The following is a 15,288-nucleotide window of genomic DNA, read 5'->3' as shown; positions in this document are numbered from 1 at the left end:
CGCCCCGCTTCCACGCCTCGGTGCGCGTGTAGGCCAGGAGCTCGGGCGGCACCAGGTGCAGGACGCCCTCGGGCAGGCCCAGCGTCTGGGTGAGGGCTCCCGGCAGGCGCGCGGTGCCGAAGTCGATGAGGAAGGGCCTGCCGTCCTTCCGGCGGATGAGGATGTTTTCCGCCTTCAAGTCCCGGTGGTACACGCCGCGTGCGTGCAGTACCCCCACGGTGCGCACCACGCTGGAGAAGGTGTTCGTCAGCCCCACGGCGTGAAGGGGCTTGCGCCACCGCCACCGGTGCCAGTCGTCCCCGTCCACGAAGTCGGTGACGAGGAAGGGGTAGCCCTGGGTGGGGTTGGGCCAGAAGTCCACCGCGTACACGCGCAACAGGTTGGGGTGGGAGGAGTAGGTAAAGAGAGCTGATGCCTCTCGCGCCAGGCGCCGCCAGGCGCTCGTCTCCTCCACGTACTGCGCTTCTGTGAGTTCCTCCGTGGATTGGTGGAGGGGGAGCAGCCCCATTTTCATGGAGTACGGCTGGCCGTCGCGCTCCACCTTGAAGACGCGGGAGGAGCCACCACGGCCCAGCACCGCGACGATGAGCCAGGGCCCCACCCAGTGGCCGGGCTGGAGGTGGTCCGGGTGAAAGGCTTCCGTCGACATGGGGCCTGTCTCCTAAAGTTCCACTTCGAGGATGGGGAGGGGCCGGACGCCGCTCTTGTCCAGCACCTCCAGGCGGAAGACCTCGCCCGCCTTCCAGAACGGCGTCTCCGTCTCCACCGTGACGAGGCCCTCTTCGCCCGGCGCGAGCTGCGCCTTGTTCATGTCCACGGAGCGCACCTTCACGGCGGTGCCGTCGGCGCGGGTGAGCCGCGCCACGCCTGGCACCCAGGGTTTCTGTCCCGGAAGGTTGCGCACACGGACGACGGCGAGAGCCCAGGAGTTGGCGCGATACCCCGCTCCGCCCGGTACATCCAGCCCCCCCCGCGCATCGGCGGGTGCATTCCTGATGCGCCGGGCCTGCACCCCGTCCGGGCCGAGCCGCCCGGAAAACACGAGCCCAGCGGGTCCGCTCGAGGCCCGGAGCGCCGCGAGCTCCGCCTCCTTCTCCGCCAGCGCGGTCTCCAGCGCCTCGACGGTGCGCGGGCGGCGCACCACCTCCAGCTCCTTGTCCACCAGCGTGGGGTGGGAGACGAGCACGAGCGTGGCCACAGCCGGGGAGGCTCCGTCCTTGTAGCGCACCCGCACCACGAGCTTCTCCTCGGCTCCCAGGTCGACGGAGGGCTCCACCGCCACGAGGCGCTCGCCCACCTCCACCCACCGGAAGCGCGCCGGTCGGCCCTCCACCTCCACCGAGGCCCTGTCGATGGGGGCGTCGAAGCGGAGGTAGGTGGCGACGCCAGCCGCCACCCGCGCCTCCGGTACCGGCTCACTGGCGTGGCCGGGGAGGACCACCTGCCGCTCCTGGCGCTCTCGGGCCGGGGGCTGGGTTTGGGCTGCAGCGGACAACCCAAGGAACAGGGCGAGAAGGACGAGGGGAGGAAGGGGCGATGGTAGTGCCAGGGTGGTGAACCTCTCCGGTTCACCGTAGCAGATGCCGCGCCTGGGAGGACCCGTTTGCTGGTATTCGCATGGACCGCACCTGACTTCCAGGAGGTACTCGGTGTGTCAGGTGGGGGCCTGCTCACACGAGTCGTCTGACCCCCTTCCAGACAGGCTCGCCTTGAGCACGCGCAGCGCTTCCTTCTTGAGCACCAGCTTCTTGGGCGGTTTGTCGGCCGTCATGTCCATGTCACCTCGTCGGGCCATTCCGCCAGCTCCGCACCATGCCCGCCTGGACAGGAGGTGAAATGCTACCGCAAGACGCTACACGTGAGCCGGCCCGCGCGCGCGAAGCGTGAGGCGGTGGGTTGTTGAGCCTAAGCCAGCGCAAGTAAGTTCTTTCAGGGGTGCTCTCACAGGAACGCACGGGGTGCCCTCCGGTCGCGCCACGTGCCAACTGGTCCGACCATCGGACCAGTTGCTCCCCATCGCGGCCGGAACCTCCCCCCTGACAGGACTTACTCCTCCTGGCTTAGTCATGACGCTGGCCGCTGCCCGTGCTGCGAGACTTCCCGGTGCTGGTGGAGTGCGGCATCCGCAGTGGTGTCAGACGACCCGTGGGGCCCGAGGTGTCGAAACGTGTCCGGAGCGAGTTCTTTGACACCTTCTTGGCGACACCTTCTTGGCTTCGCGCCCCTTGGCGCGCGGGACCTCGTGCTCTCCAAGCGCCCGTCATGACGGCGAGTCTCCGGAGTACACCCTGGATGCCAGGAGTCCGGTCCAGGCGGCCAGGTGAGCAGCCGGACTGGCCTCGGCAGACCCTCGGGCATATGTTGTGGCTTGGTGGTCATGGCTCGCAGGCGGGGAGTTCGGCAGGTCATGAAGAAGCAGGCCACTTCATCGGATGCCGTGGTGCCTCGTGCGGAGGCCGCCCCGGGTGACGTGGGCACCGGGTCGTCTTCCGACTTCACGCCCCTGTCCCTCGAGAAGAGCGTCTACGAGTCGCTCGTCGCCTATGGCGCCCCGCTGCTGGAATGGGCTCCCCGGTGCTGGCTGCGGCTCGAGGAGACACTGCCCTGGGCCCTGAAGCTCGCCCACGACAACGCCACGGTGCTGCGCGTGCTGCCGCTCGTCCTGGCCCGGTATGCCACGGCGTTGAATGGGCAGTTGCTCCAGGAGCAGGCACACGCCGCCGGGCAGGAGGCCGAGCTGGGATTCCTGCTCGAGCTCACGGCGCAACTGACCGCCCGTGACGAGCTGGCGCACCTGGCCAGATGTTTCGAGGACGCCCGGCCCCAGGAGCCTCGCTACTTCTTCGAGCCGCGAAGTGCACGTGACCGGAGGCTGGCGGAGCTCAAGACGCCCGCGGTGGCTCGCCGGTGGGGACTGTTCCTCAACATGCCCGAGGACAGTTTCAGCTCGCTCCTGGCCAAGCATGATCCAGCGCTTCTCAGCTGACGACGTGGCCCGGCTCATCCGGGCCGCGGATGCCCACCTGACCCGTCCAGCGCGACTGGTCATCATCGGTGGAATGGCCGTCGGGCTCCTCGCGAATCCGAGCCGCAGCACCACCGACCTGGATGTGCTCCCCGACCTAGCCCCCGCGGTCACCGCCGCATTCCAGCAGGCGATGACGGCAACGGGACTGCGGGTACCGCTCCAACCCGTGGGCACGTACTTCGCTCCCGAGAGCTTCCAGGAACGGCTCCAACCCTACGCGATTCCAGGTCTGCGCCACCTCGAGGTGCTCCTGCCCGAGCCGCATGACCTCGCGCTCATGAAGCTCGCTCGCGGAGCGGAGCATGATCTGCAGGCCATCGAGCTCCTGCACTCCACGCATCCGCTCGACCCTCAGGTGCTGCTCGAGCGGTTTCATGAGACGTGGGTGACGGGACCTCGCTCCATGTTCGCGGCAGCCTACGTGGTGCTGATTGACCGGCTCTTCGGCCCCTCGGTAGCGGATGCACACGAGCGGGCACTGGAAGCCTCCGCCACATGACGGGGTGAGCCCGCCCCGTCGGGCCTCAGAAAAATGGGTAAGGTCGAAGCATCCCGGGTTGAACCCGCTGTTCACAGTGGGGGCCACGGGTTGAAGAACGGACCCGGATACCCTCACCCCGTCCCTCTCCCGAGGGGAGAGGAGATATCCGGCCACATTCCCGCCCGGTCCACGGTCAGCCCACCCTCCCCCGGGTGTTGCGGATTCTTTTGCTTCCGATACCTTTAGCCTGGCTAACGATTCGGGCCCGGTGGCCCGGAGTGCCGGAGCGGAAACCATGCCCAGGAACAAGCCTCCGCTCGACCACGCCCTGCGCACCCTCGGGCTCATCCCCCGCCTGTACCGGTGGGCCATGGCGAGCGCGCAGGCCAACCACCTCGGCCAGGAGCTGAGCCTGCGCCAGCTCGGGGTGCTCTACGCGCTCCGTGACGGCCCCCTGTCTCCCGGACAGCTCGCGCGGCGGCAGCGTGTCACCCCCGCCGTCATCACCGGGCTGTTGGATCGCCTGGAGCAGCGCGGCTACGTGCGCCGCGAGGCGGACCCCGAGGACCGGCGCCGGTTGCGCCTCGTGATGACGGAGCTCGGCCGCGAGGTGGGACAGGAGATCCGCCAGGCGATGGCCAGCGACCTGGCCACCTGGTTCGCGAGCGCCTCCCCGGCCGAGCTCGAGGAGCTGGACCGCACCCTGAACCTGCTCGAGCGCACGCTGGCCGCCCTGGAGGCCCGCTCCCCCGCGCCCCCGGAGACAGCGCCGGACGAAGACGCCGAAGCACCCGGGCGCGCCCCCCGCCGGGCCAGCAGGAAACGCCGTTGAGCCGTTGAAGACAGAGAGAGGACGCCATGGCAGCCAACCCCCCGAACGAGCAGAAGCAGGACACCGCCCCCGTCACGCCCCCCCACGAGGCCCCTCGCGCGGACGCCACGCACCTGTTGGACAGGACGAGCCCCGCGTTCTTCGAGAAGGCCCACGGCATCTACTCCGACCTGCGGGCCCTCGGGCCCGTCGTGCGCACCCCCATGCGCGGCGACCTCACGGCGGGCGTCCATGCCGAGGGCTCTCCGGAGCGCAAGGCCCGCGAGGCCGGGGACGAGCGCTACTTCGTCACCCGCTACGACGCGTCCGTGTCCGCGCTGCTCGATGACCGGCTCTCCTCCGACTTCCGCACCGGCCTGCCGCCGCAGCACCGCGAGCTCCTCGCCAAGGCCATGCCCGAGGAGTTCAAGCCCATCGCCTTCAGCCTCATCATGATGGACCCGCCGGACCACACCCGGCTGCGCAAGCTGGTGCAGCCCAACTTCACCGCCCGCGCCATGGAGCTGCTCGAGCCCCGCGTGCAGCGCCTCGTGGACGAGCTGCTCGACAAGGCGGAGCAGGCGGCCGCCGCCCGCGGCGAGTCCTCCCCCGAGCGCCGCATGGAGCTCGTCGAGTCCTTCGCCTACCCCCTGCCCGTGCGCGTCATCAGCGACATGCTCGGCATCCCCGAGGAGGACCAGGCCCGGGTGCACGAATGGGCCGAGCGGCTCCTGCAGGCGGACACCCCGGCCGCGCGGGCGGACCCCCAGGTGCGCGCCGGACTGAAGTCCTTCGCCAGCTACCTGGAGGGCCTCTTCGAGCGCAAGCGGCGCGCGCCCGGCGAGGACATGATCAGCCAGATGGTGCACGCCCAGGAGGAGGGAGACCGGCTCAACCACCAGGAGCTGCTGTCCATGGTGTTCATCCTCTTCTTCGCCGGGCACCTGACGACGGTGAACCTGCTCGGCAACGGCGTCGTCGCGCTGCTCGAGCACCCCGAGCAGCACGCGCGCTTCCTCGCGGACCCGGCCGGCATGAGCAAGGGCATGGTCGAGGAGACGCTGCGCTACTGGGGCCCCGTGGACTACCTGAGCACCCCGCGCATCGCCACGGAGGACTTCGCGCTGGGAGACACCCACGTGCCCAGGGGGGCGCGGGTGTCGGTGGGACTGGCCTCGGCCAACCGGGACCCGGAGCGCTTCACCCACCCGGACGCGTATGACATCTCGCGCCCGGACGCGCACCGGAACATCGCCTTCGGCAAGGGCATCCACGTGTGCATCGGCGCGCCGCTGGCGCGGCTCGAGGCGCGCATCGCCTTCGAGACGCTCTTCCGGCGCTTCCCGAAGCTGCGGCTGGGCGTGCCGGCCAGCGAGCTGCGCTGGGGCGCCGGCGCGGCCATGCGCGGCTTCCACCGCATCCCGCTGTGCTTCTAGGCCCCGAAACGACAGCACCCGGGCGGCCACGAGGGCCCCCGGGTGCCGGTGCTCCGTCAGGCAGGCGGAGCGGACGGGGCTAGTACTGGCCCTTGAGCGTCACACCCGAGTAGGCCGAGTAGCCGCGCAGCATGACGTAGAACTTGCCGCCGGCCGTGTTGGTGAAGGTGCACGTCTCGTTGTTGCCGCTGAGGTACGGGCGGCAGTCGTACACGGTGGTGGAGGGCGCGGCGCCGAGCTTCACGTACAGGTCCGCGTCACCCGTGCCACCGCTGCTGGTGAAGGAGACGGTGGCGCCGGCCGGCACGTCCAGGGTCCACGTCTGCGAGGAGGCCGAGGCGCCGGACAGGCCCGTCACCGGCACGCCGTTGACCAGCACGTTGCCCGGGGGCGGGGTGGTGCCGGTGGTGTAGGAGCCCGTCAGCGTCAGCCCCGAGTAGGCGGAGTACGCGTTGAGCATCACGTAGTACGTGCCCGTCTGGGCGGTGGCGATGGTGCACGTCTCCGCGTTGCCGCTCAGGTACGGGCGGCAGTCGTAGGAGGCGGAGTCCGGCGCGGCGCCGAACTTCACGTACAGGTCCGCGTCACCCGTGCCACCGCTGATGGCGAACGTCAGGTTGGAGGCGCCCGAGGGCACCGCCAGGGAGTAGTACTTCTTGCCGCCCGTGGCGTCGGACAGGCTGCTCACCGGCACGTTGTTGGTCAGCGGGGTGGAGGTGGGGGGAGGAACGACCACGCCCACGCCCACGGCCTCCCAGGCCTTGTTCACCGCGTCCACGGTGGCGGCGTCGTAGCCGAGGTCCGTGGCGGCCTGCGCGGTCCACGACTTGGCCTGCGCGAAGGTGGTGGAGGCCGAGAAGAGGTCCGTGTTGGCCTTGTACCAGATGCGGCCGGCCTTCTCGACGCCGATGGCCGGCACCACCACGGAGGAGCGGCCGCGCGGGTGCGTGCCACCCTTGGACAGCAGCGCGAAGGCCAGGTTGGGCACGCCCGAGCTGTAGTGCACGTCCGTGCTGGACGTCACGTTGGGCGCCCAGTCCTTGGACACGCCGTCCTTGGCCGGGTCATCCATGTAGCGCAGCGCATCGTTGGGCGTGGCCGGCGTCCACACGTCCTCGCCCACCATCCAGATGGCGGCCGCGGTGCTCCAGGTGCCCGACTGCCAGCTCTCGCAGATGGCGGCGAAGGTGTCGGACATGGCCTCGTTGAGGCCGCCGGACTGGCCCGAGTACGTGAGGTTGCTCTCGCGCTCCGTCACGGCGTGCGTCAGCTCGTGCACGGTGACGTCCGCGTCCTTGCCCAGCTCGATGGACGTGGAGCCATCGCCATCGCCGTACACCATCTGGCTGCTGTTCCAGTAGGCGTTGACGTAGTTGGTGCTGTAGTGGACGGTGCTGGTGAGCGTGGCGCCCGCGTTGTCGAACGAGTCGCGGTTGAAGAGCGTCTTGTAGCAGTTGTACGTGAACCCGAGCATGTCGTAGTTCATGTCCACGTGGGCGTCGCCCGTGGCGGCCTGGCCCTCGCTGCGCCTGAGCGTGCCCGGCAGGCTGGTGCCGTTGTTGGCCGAGTACACCCGGCGGTTGAGCGCCGTGTGGATCTCCGGCGCGCGCAGGGCCACGGAGCCATTCTGGGCATCCACGTAGACGCGGTCGCGCAGCGGCATGTCCAGGCCCTCGCCCGAGACGACCACCTCGTAGACGAGGCGCAGCTTGCCGTCCTCGGTGCGCAGGTACATCAGCTGCGGGGCGCCGGCCTTCAGGCCCGCGCCCTGGGTGGCGTCCAGCGCCGCGGCCCTGGCCGCCTCGCCCGCCACGCGCGGCTGCGAGGACACGAGCACGCCATCGCGCGCCGAGCCGTTCGCCAGGTACACGGTGCCATCCGGGCGCGAGTGCAGCAGCAGCTCGCCGCCCTGCACCTTCAAGCCATTCTTCATCTGCTGGAAGCGCAGGTGCTGGTTGCCCTGCTCGTCCGTGCTCACGCGGGTGAGCACCAGGTCCCTCGCGTCCAGCCGGAACACCGGCGCCACCGCCTCCAGCGCGGACTGGGCCGCCGCCGGGCCCACCGCCAGCGAGCCCACGCCCCGCTCCACCCGGCCCAGCTCACCGCGCACGGTGTCGGGGATGCCATCGGCGTGCACGCCGAGCACCCGCGCGCTCTTGAGGGCGTTCAGGGACGCCTGGATGTCGCCGCCCGCCTTCTCCTGTCCGGAGGCAGTGTCCGTGCCCGCCTGCTCCACGCCGCACGCCGTCAGCGCGACCCCGAGCCAGACCGCCCCAAACGTCTTCAAGATTCGATGAGCCAACTCATACCTCCAGGAAGGATAGCTGCTGATACCTGACACACTCGGAAGCATGAGTTCAACTGATTTCCCGTCCAACGGTTCTCCCGGGGACTTTCGGCTTTCCTCACACTTCTCGTAACAATTTTTTCACAAGGAGTTCAGGATTTCAACCGTACCGGTGGGCGAGGAGACCGTCGCGCAGGGCCCGCGCGGACCAGCGCAGGAAGCGGCCGAAGGTCTTCAGGCCGAGGAGCTCGCCATACTGGACGTGGTGACGACCCTCACCCCGACCCTCTCCCAGAGGGAGAGGGAGCGTCGCGCAGCGTCGCGTCCAGGTGCTCCACCAGCGTGTTCCCCTGCTCCGGGCCCATGGGCACTCCCCGGTAGCGCGCCTCCCGGTAGTGCGCGAGGAACTCCGCCGCGACCTGCGCCACCGCCTCGCCTCGCGCCTCGCGCAGCCGGGACAGCAGCTCGTCGTCCGTCTCCGAGGGCCCCGGCACCAGGCCCGCCCGCTTCTTGAGCGTCTTGAGGTAGCGCGCGTACACCGCCGCGAGCCGCACGTCCCGCGTCCCCATCACCTCGCGCCGCGTCTTCGTCCGCTCGCCCCACTTGCCCTTGCGCAGCCTCCACAGCAGCACCCCCGCCGCCAGCACCCCGAACAGCGGCGAGCCCACCAGCGCCTTCACCTGCGCCAATGGCTGGTAGCGCAGCCCCGCGCCCACCTCGCGCAGGAACGTGCCCACCGCGCCCACCAGGTTCCCCCAGAAGCCCTTCTCCTCCTGCGTCAGCCCCAGCGCCTCGTCCCGGCTCCTCCACGGCGTTGGATCGAACGCCACGAAGCGCCCCTCGTCCGCGAGGAACACCTCCACCCAGGCGTGCGCGTCCCGCTCGCGCACCAGCGTCGCCCCCGTGAGCGGATTGTTGTCCTCCGGCGCGAAGCCTCCCACCACCCGCGCCGGTACCCCCACCGTCCTCAGCAGCGCCGCCATCGCGCTCGCGAAGTACGTGCAGTACGCCGGCCGCTTCTCCTTCACCATCACCGCCAGCGGACTCCCCTCGCCCCGCAGGTCCACGTACAGCGAGTACTCGAAGTGCTCGTGGAAGTACGCCTCCAGCTTCCGCGCCTTCTCGCGCGGCGTGCGCGCCTCGCGCGTCAGCTCCTCCGCCAGCGGGCGCAGCTCCGCCTTCAACTCCTCCGGCAACGCGGTGAGCGCGTCCCCCGGCGCCTCCTCCGGTGGCAGGTACTCCTGCTCGGCCGTGCGAAGCGCCAGCGTGGTGCCCTCCAGCTCCTCCGCCTTCCAGACCCAGCCGCCCCGCACCTCCGGCCGCACGCCCTCCACCCCTCGCGTCCCCGCCGGGGCCGGCAGCCACGAGCCCACCGGCGCCAGCACCGTCAGCGCCAGCGTCCGCGCGGCCTCCTCCCCTCCCGAGGGCAGTGGCAACCGCCGCTCCTCCAGCTCCTTCGACGTCGTCCACCGCAGCCCGTCGAACCGGTCGAACACCCGCGTCCGCAGCCGCGCGGGCGCCGCCCCCGAGAGCACCAGCAGTGGCCGCTCCGAGCCTCGGGCCTTGCGCTCCAGGCTGCGCAGGCCCACCTCCGACTGGAACTCCGCGCCGGTGCCCGGATTGGAGCCGCTCGTCATCCGGTACACGGCGTCCATCAGCACGCCCTCGCTGGCCCAGATGGTCCGCGTCAGCCACAGCGTCATCCCCAGCAGCAGCACGGTGAAGACGCCGAAGCCCGCCGCCGCCCGGAAGCCCGAGCGTCCGAGTCCTCCCTCGAGAAAGGCCACCAGCAGCACGCTCAGCACCAGCCCGCCCAGCACCCACTCCACCGCCTGCATCTCGCGCACGCGCAGGCTGAGCGCCACGAGCAGGCCCGCGTACGTCCACGCGTAGTACCGGTTGCGGCCCAGCCCGCACAGCACCGACAGCCCCACCAGCGCGCCGCACAGCGGGCCGAAGATGTTGGGCGGAAAGGGCGCCGTCGGCGGCTCGCTCACCCAGAGCATCCCCGCTCCCGCCCCCATCCCCAGCGCTCCCGCGAACAGCAGCCGCGCCGGCGAGTAGTCCACCCGCACGCCCGTGAGCACCGCCCACAGGAGCCCCACCATCACCGGCGCGCACAGCAGCCACCGCCCGTGCGCCACCGCGTGCACCACCAGGGCCGCGAACACCGGCAGCAGCTCGACGAGCCGGCCGTACCGCGACACCGGAGCCAAGACGTTGTCCGAGGGTCCACTCATGCCAGCGCCACCACCTCTTCCGGCGCGAGCCCCACCGGCGCCCGGTCCGGCCTCACCGAGAGCACCCGCACCGCCACCCCGTGCGCCTTGAGCTTCTCCACCAGCGCCGCCCGCGACGGCTCCCAGTCCATCACCACGAAGATGACCGCGGAGAGGTGGCTCGCCTCGGGCAGCAGCGCCGCCTCCAGCGCCTCCAGGTCCAACCGCTCGCCCGACTCGATGGCCGCGAGGATTTCGAGGATGTGGTCGAAGTGCGCCAGCGCCCGGCCCGCCTGGAAGTGGAACACCTCGGGGCCCGCGGCGAACAGGTCGATGATGTACTCCTGCCGCGCCAGCACGTCCGCCATGCCCGCCGCCAGCGAGAGTGCCTTCTCCAGCAGCGCGTCCTCCTTCACCGAGCGCGACTGCACGTCCAGCACCATGGCCAGCCGGACGAAGAACTCCTCCTGGAACTCCTTCACCACCAGGCGGCCCGTGCGCGCGAAGGACGGCCAGTGGATGTCCCGCGTGCGGTCCCCGTCATGCCAGTCGCGCGTGCCGAAGAACTCCGTGGACTCGCCCACCTGCGAGGCCACCGAGATGCCTCCGGGCTGGTAGTTGCGTCCGTGCGGCACCTCCAGCGACTCGAGCGGGGTGAAGCGCGGGTACACCAGCACCCGGTCCTTCGCGGGCGAGCGCCTCGGCCACTTCACCAGCGCCGACGGGAAGAGGCTCGCGGCCTGGAGCGCGCCCAGCTCGTAGACGCCGCGGGTGGTGCACTGGAGGCGCAGCGTCACCTCGGTGCGCTCGCCGGGCGCCAGGGTGTCGATGACCGGGGGCTCGCCCACGCGGCGGAGCTCGGAAGGCAGCAGGCGCTCCTCCACCACGAGGTGGCGCACGGGACGGCGGCCCGTGTTCTCCACGCGCACGCGGTAGGTGAGCGTGTCCCCGGCGGAGACGGGGGGCGGGAAGAGGCGCGTGAGCGAGACGCGTGGACGGAAGGGCAGGCCCACCATGGCGGCGGCGATCAGCGCGCACACGGTGAAGGAGAAGAAGAGGATGAGCGGCGCCACCAGGCCGCCCAGCAGGAGGAAGCCCGCCGCCAGTGCGCACCACATCACCACGCGCCCCACCGGTGTGAGCAGCCCGTAGTACCGATCCTGGAGGAAACGGATGAATCCGTGGTCCTCGGGCGGCATCAGGAAGGACCAGCGGCGACGGCGGGCCATGCGCGGGGGTGTCCTTGGTGCGAGTGGCCTCACGCCAACCTCCGGCGCGAGCAGGTGCACTCTATCAAGCTCCGGAGACCACTCCCCAGGGGACCCTCCTTCCGGACGCGAACGGCTCCAACTGGTCCGATGGTCGGACCAGTTGCTCGCTCGCGCGTCCGGAAGCCTCCCGGGCGCGGTCTTCCACAAGTTGTCCAACTGTTGGACAAGTTCGTACGGCTCGCGCCCGGGAGGTGCTCGGCCCGGAGTGATGAACACGGATTCGGATACCCTCACCCCGTCCCTCTCCCGGAGGGAGAGGGGAGATTGGGCTCGGTGTGGATGGGCCCTCTGTGAGTGAGATGGATGGCCGTCAGCGTGGCACCGGCACGGCGCCGACCAGGTCCTTCGTGAGCGCTCGCTTGTCCGCTCCCGCGTACCTCGCCCGCGTGTCCAGCACCAGTCTGTGCGCCAGTACCGGCACCGCCAGCGCCTTCAGGTCCTCCGGCAGCACGTAGTCCCGTCCCTGCATCAGCGCCCTCGCCCTCGCCATCCTGCCGTACAGCAGCGCCCCTCGCGTCGAGACTCCCAGCCGGATGCTCGGGTGGCCTCGCGTCGCCTGCACGATTCGCAGCAGGTAGTCCGCCACCGTCTCCTCCAGCTTCACCTCCTGCACCCGCTGCTGCAGCTCCACCACCTCCGCCACCGTGCACACCGCCTTCATCCCCTCCAGCGGCGGCGGCCCCGAGCGCGTCATCAGCAGCGTCCGCTCCTCCCCCTCCGGCAGGTACCCCAACGACAGCTGCACCGCGAACCGGTCCAGCGACGCCTCCGGCAACGGGTACGTCCCGTGGAACTCCACCGGGTTCTGCGTCGCGATGCACAGGAACGGCGGCGACAGCACGTGCGTCTGTCCGTCCACCGTCACCTGCCCCTCGCTCAACGCCTCCAGCAGCGCCGACTGCGTCCTCGGCGAGGCCCGGTTGATCTCATCCGCGATCAACACGTTCGCGAACAGCGGCCCCTCGCGGAACCGGAAGCTCCCCTCCTGCGGATTGAAGATGGACGCCCCGACGATGTCCGTGGGCAGCAGGTCCGGCGTGAACTGCACCCGCTTGAAGCTGCCGCCGATGCTCAACGCCAGTGCCTTCGCGAGCGTCGTCTTCCCCGTGCCCGGCACGTCCTCCAGCAGCACGTGCCCTCCCGCCGCCACCGAGCACAGCACCAGCTCCAGCGACTCGCGCTTGCCACGGATGACGCGCTCCAGGTTGTCGACCAGCCGCGTCACCAGCGCGCGCACCACGGCCGCACGCTCCGTCACAGGAACCTTCACGGGAGAAGAAGACATTCTGGCCGCGCAGCGTACCAGCACCGCTCCGGATAGGCTGCCCCCACCCCCATGGCCGCCTCCGCCTTCGTCAGCAACGTGCTGCCCCTCCTGCGGCACAACCCGGACTACCGCCGCCTCTTCTTCGCCACGGTCGTCTCCCTGCTCGGCGACTGGTTCGCCTTCGTGGCCATCAGCGGCTTCGTCACCGAGTCCACCGGCCGCCCCGGCTCCGCCGCCGTCATCCACGCCGCCAGCGTCCTCCCCGTCTTCCTCTTCTCCCCCCTCGCCGGCCTCGTCGCCGACCGTGTCGACCGCAAGCGCCTCATGGTCTCCGTGGACCTGCTGCGCATCCTCCCCGCCCTCGGCCTGCTCGCCTCCCTCCGGCTGCACTCCCCCGTGCTCGCCATCTCCTGCGTGGCCCTGCTCGCCGCCCTCTCCTCCTTCTTCGACCCCGTCGCCGAGGCCTCCGTCCCCAACGTCGTCCCCCCCGAGCAGCTCTCCATCGCCCAGGCCGCCCTCGGCGCCGTCTGGGGCACCATGCTCTTCATCGGCGCCGCCGTCGGAGGACTCGCCACCCTCGCCTTCGGCCGCGAGGCCAGCCTCCTCCTCAACGCCGCCACCTTCCTCCTCTCCGCCCTCTTCGTCGCCGGCATCCGCCGCCCCCTCCAGCACCACGGGCCTCCCTCCACCCATGGCGTGGGCGCCCAGCTCGGCGAGGTGTGGACGCTCGCCCGCCAGAGCCGCGTCACCCTCTCGCTGCTCGTCACCAAGGTGGGCGTGGGGCTCGGCAATGGCATCGTCGGACTGCTGCCCGCCTTCGCCACCGCCCGCTTCGCCTCCGGAGACGCCGGGGTGGGCATGCTGCTCGCCGCGCGTGGACTCGGTGCCCTCCTCGGCCCCTTCCTCGGCCAGCGCTGGGCCGGGGACGACGGCCGACGCCTCTTCCTCGTGTGCGGCGGCTCCATGGTGACGTACGGGCTCGCCTACGTGCTGCTCCCCTTCGCCCCCTCCCTCCCCCTGGCCGCCCTGTGCGTGCTCCTGGCCCACCTCGGCGGCGGCGCGCAGTGGGTGCTGTCCACCTACGGCCTCCAGGTGTCCACCCCCGACCGCCTCCGCGGCCGCGTGCTCGCCCTCGACTTCGGCCTCGCCACGCTCGCCGTCGGGGTGTCCTCCCTCGTGGCCGGGGGCGCCGCCGAGCTCGTGGGGCTCGCGCCCGCCTCCTGGGCCCTCGCCTGCGCGTCCATCCTCTATGGCCTGTGGTGGCTGGGGTGGACGCGCGGCCTGTGGCGCCACCGCACGGACGTGCTCGCCTCGTACCGCCCGCCTCACTCCGGCTGAGGCAGGAAACCCCACTCCTCGCCGGCCGCCTTCGCCATCGCATCGACGACGCGCGGGTGGATGCGGCCATTGCTCACGATGAGCCCCAGCGTGCCCCGCAGCTCCGCGCCCTGCGAGAAGTCCACCTCCCGCCCATCCAGCCCCGTCACCTGGCCTCCCGCCGCGCGCACCAGCGCCGTGCCCGCCACGTGGTCCCACGTCTTGTGCGGATTCTTGCGGATGTCCCGCGGCCCCCGGATGAACAGGTCCGCCGCGCCCGCCGCCACCAGCGCGTACTTCACCATCCCGTCATAGCGCCGCGCCCGCCGCGCATCGAAGCCCGCATCCGCGTACACCCGGTCCGCCATCTCCCGCGAGCGCCGGCCCATCACGTAGCTCTCCACCACCCGGATGCTCGGTGGATCCACCCGGTCCGACACCGACAACGCGCGCGGCTCGCCGCCCTCGAGCGTCTCCGCCCAGGCCCGCCCCGCTTCCGTGAAGAAGAGCGTGCCCCCCTCCTCCAGCGGCGACACCGGCACGCCGATGATGCCGTCCACCGGCTGGCCCTCCACCAGCGTCCCCACGCACACCGCGTAGCCCCGCCCGTGGATGAAGCCCTCCGTCCCGTCCACCGGGTCGATGACCCACACCCGGTCTCCCCGCACGCCCCGGCCGTGGTTGAGCCAGCGCAGCAACAGCTCCTCCGTCACCCGCTCGCCCAGCAGCTTGCCCACCAGCCGCACCGCCTGCTCGCGCTCCCCGGGCGGCACGGTGAGGAACCCCTCCGCGCCCTCCTCGGCGATGACCCCCTCCTCGGGGAAGTGGCGGGCGAGGGCGCGGCACACCAGGGCCTGCGCCCCATAGTCGGCGATCGTCACCGGGCTGGCGTCGCTCTTGCGGCTGACCCCCGCCTTGGCGGCCCGCACCCGGCGGCACAGCTCGCAGGCGAGCCGCACCGCGTCGATGATGGGTTGTAGCTCTCGAACGCTCGGCTGCTCCATGAAGGGGACCGCTCCTTGAGAGGGACTCTACACATGGAGAGGGACTCTACACATGCACCGCCGGCCGGGAAGCGCCGACTGCCCCGTGGACCCCGCCCCCGCGCGCGCGGCCACCATCCCCACGCGCACGCCCGCCGGCACGCGCGTGGGGGGATTCAGGCCCGGGT

At 70.9% G+C, this 15,288-nt stretch carries 13 protein-coding genes; 5 read left to right on the top strand and 8 right to left on the bottom strand.

The features are described 5' to 3' along the window. From VFZ09_RS20135 to VFZ09_RS20125, 3 genes are all read right to left on the bottom strand, one after another. Window positions 1-649 (bottom strand): serine/threonine protein kinase (locus VFZ09_RS20135; protein WP_329729239.1); only part of this gene is annotated, 649 nt, incomplete at its 3' end. 12 nt (window positions 650-661) lie between these two features. Continuing rightward, entirely contained in the window at window positions 662-1,507 is an 846-nt protein-coding gene (locus tag VFZ09_RS20130) for a DUF2381 family protein (RefSeq protein ID WP_329729241.1), read from the bottom strand. A 147-nt stretch (window positions 1,508-1,654) separates the two neighbouring features. Continuing rightward, complete coding sequence (locus VFZ09_RS20125) at window positions 1,655-1,795, bottom strand: hypothetical protein (RefSeq protein ID WP_329729238.1); 141 nt, start codon at window positions 1,793-1,795, stop codon at window positions 1,655-1,657. 612 nt (window positions 1,796-2,407) lie between these two features. Here VFZ09_RS20125 and VFZ09_RS20120 point away from each other — a divergent pair. From VFZ09_RS20120 to VFZ09_RS20105, 4 genes are all read left to right on the top strand, one after another. After that, complete coding sequence (locus VFZ09_RS20120; protein WP_329729237.1) at window positions 2,408-2,986, top strand: hypothetical protein; 579 nt, start codon at window positions 2,408-2,410, stop codon at window positions 2,984-2,986. Next, a complete protein-coding gene (locus tag VFZ09_RS20115; protein WP_329729236.1) occupies window positions 2,964-3,527 on the top strand; it encodes a DUF6036 family nucleotidyltransferase in 564 nt (187 codons plus the stop codon). The genes VFZ09_RS20120 and VFZ09_RS20115 overlap by 23 nt, the downstream gene beginning before the upstream one ends. A 277-nt stretch (window positions 3,528-3,804) precedes the next feature. Continuing rightward, the gene (locus VFZ09_RS20110) at window positions 3,805-4,341 is read left to right on the top strand and encodes a MarR family transcriptional regulator (protein ID WP_329729235.1); all 537 of its coding nucleotides are present in this window, start codon (window positions 3,805-3,807) and stop codon (window positions 4,339-4,341) included. A gap of 26 nt (window positions 4,342-4,367) precedes the next feature. Continuing rightward, entirely contained in the window at window positions 4,368-5,756 is a 1,389-nt protein-coding gene (locus VFZ09_RS20105) for a cytochrome P450 (RefSeq protein WP_329729234.1), read from the top strand. 79 nt (window positions 5,757-5,835) lie between these two features. On the opposite strand, the gene VFZ09_RS20100 is transcribed toward VFZ09_RS20105, so the two are convergent. From VFZ09_RS20100 to VFZ09_RS20085, 4 genes are all read right to left on the bottom strand, one after another. Beyond that, complete coding sequence (locus VFZ09_RS20100; protein ID WP_414640720.1) at window positions 5,836-8,109, bottom strand: M4 family metallopeptidase; 2,274 nt, start codon at window positions 8,107-8,109, stop codon at window positions 5,836-5,838. Window positions 8,110-8,318: 209 nt separating this feature from the next. Next, complete coding sequence (locus VFZ09_RS20095; RefSeq protein WP_329729232.1) at window positions 8,319-10,283, bottom strand: transglutaminase domain-containing protein; 1,965 nt, start codon at window positions 10,281-10,283, stop codon at window positions 8,319-8,321. Next, window positions 10,280-11,491 carry a DUF58 domain-containing protein gene (locus VFZ09_RS20090; RefSeq protein ID WP_329729231.1) on the bottom strand — a complete coding sequence of 404 codons (1,212 nt, stop codon included), beginning with the start codon at window positions 11,489-11,491 and terminating at the stop codon, window positions 10,280-10,282. The genes VFZ09_RS20095 and VFZ09_RS20090 overlap by 4 nt, the downstream gene beginning before the upstream one ends. A gap of 352 nt (window positions 11,492-11,843) precedes the next feature. After that, window positions 11,844-12,791 (bottom strand): MoxR family ATPase, encoded by a 948-nt coding sequence (locus tag VFZ09_RS20085; protein ID WP_329729230.1) that lies wholly within the window; start codon window positions 12,789-12,791, stop codon window positions 11,844-11,846. Window positions 12,792-12,869: 78 nt separating this feature from the next. On the opposite strand from VFZ09_RS20085, the gene VFZ09_RS20080 reads away from it, so the two are divergent. Further along, the gene (locus VFZ09_RS20080) at window positions 12,870-14,138 is read left to right on the top strand and encodes an MFS transporter (protein WP_329729229.1); all 1,269 of its coding nucleotides are present in this window, start codon (window positions 12,870-12,872) and stop codon (window positions 14,136-14,138) included. Here VFZ09_RS20080 and VFZ09_RS20075 read toward each other — a convergent pair. Next, window positions 14,126-15,121 (bottom strand): inositol monophosphatase family protein, encoded by a 996-nt coding sequence (locus VFZ09_RS20075; protein WP_329729228.1) that lies wholly within the window; start codon window positions 15,119-15,121, stop codon window positions 14,126-14,128. The genes VFZ09_RS20080 and VFZ09_RS20075 overlap by 13 nt on opposite strands. Between the last annotated feature and the right edge of the window lie 167 nt (window positions 15,122-15,288).

The sequence above is a fragment of the Archangium sp. genome (assembly GCF_036277355.1).
Classification (GTDB): domain Bacteria; phylum Myxococcota; class Myxococcia; order Myxococcales; family Myxococcaceae; genus Archangium.
The sequence above is the reverse complement of the archived record's forward strand: the minus strand, read 5'-3'. Positions and strand labels throughout refer to the sequence as shown.

Bases quoted from the DNA above. Each gene is read 5' to 3' on its own strand.
- VFZ09_RS20125 (WP_329729238.1), bottom strand. From the start codon at position 1,795: ATGGCCCGACGAGGTGACATGGACATGACGGCCGACAAACCGCCCAAG.
- VFZ09_RS20120 (WP_329729237.1), top strand. From the start codon at position 2,408: ATGAAGAAGCAGGCCACTTCATCGGATGCCGTGGTGCCTCGTGCGGAG.
- VFZ09_RS20115 (WP_329729236.1), top strand. From the start codon at position 2,964: ATGATCCAGCGCTTCTCAGCTGACGACGTGGCCCGGCTCATCCGGGCC.
- VFZ09_RS20110 (WP_329729235.1), top strand. From the start codon at position 3,805: ATGCCCAGGAACAAGCCTCCGCTCGACCACGCCCTGCGCACCCTCGGG.
- VFZ09_RS20105 (WP_329729234.1), top strand. From the start codon at position 4,368: ATGGCAGCCAACCCCCCGAACGAGCAGAAGCAGGACACCGCCCCCGTC.
- VFZ09_RS20100 (WP_414640720.1), bottom strand. From the start codon at position 8,109: ATGCTTCCGAGTGTGTCAGGTATCAGCAGCTATCCTTCCTGGAGGTAT.
- VFZ09_RS20095 (WP_329729232.1), bottom strand. From the start codon at position 10,283: ATGAGTGGACCCTCGGACAACGTCTTGGCTCCGGTGTCGCGGTACGGC.
- VFZ09_RS20090 (WP_329729231.1), bottom strand. From the start codon at position 11,491: ATGGCCCGCCGTCGCCGCTGGTCCTTCCTGATGCCGCCCGAGGACCAC.
- VFZ09_RS20080 (WP_329729229.1), top strand. From the start codon at position 12,870: ATGGCCGCCTCCGCCTTCGTCAGCAACGTGCTGCCCCTCCTGCGGCAC.
- VFZ09_RS20075 (WP_329729228.1), bottom strand. From the start codon at position 15,121: ATGGAGCAGCCGAGCGTTCGAGAGCTACAACCCATCATCGACGCGGTG.